Origin of the sequence: Nostoc sp. 2RC (genome assembly GCF_014222165.1) — a bacterium.
Taxonomy (GTDB): domain Bacteria; phylum Cyanobacteriota; class Cyanobacteriia; order Cyanobacteriales; family Nostocaceae; genus Nostoc; species Nostoc linckia.
In genome coordinates, this window is record NZ_JACKZU010000858.1 from 1 (window position 1) to 239 (window position 239).

General features: G+C 33.1%; 1 pseudogene. It reads left to right on the forward strand.

Going from position 1 to position 239, the window contains the following annotated elements:
• Nucleotides 1-37: 37 nt before the first annotated feature.
• Nucleotides 38-239 (forward strand): annotated as a pseudogene (locus tag GNE10_RS36665) (glutamine--fructose-6-phosphate aminotransferase); the annotation flags it as partial.

The window sequence follows — 239 nt, forward strand, 5'->3', positions numbered from 1 at the left end:
TAATAGCCGTGTTATCCCATTTGTTGGAGGATATTATATGTGTGGAATTGTTGGTTATATTGGCTACGATAATGCCAAAGAATTACTATTAAAAGGGTTAGAAAAATTAGAATATCGTGGTTATGACTCAGCAGGTATTGCTGTAGTTAATGATGATGGTACAAAACTTTTTAAAGAAAAAGGAAGAATTGCTGAATTACGTAAAGTTGCAGATAATAGTGATGAGGATGGTACGTTAG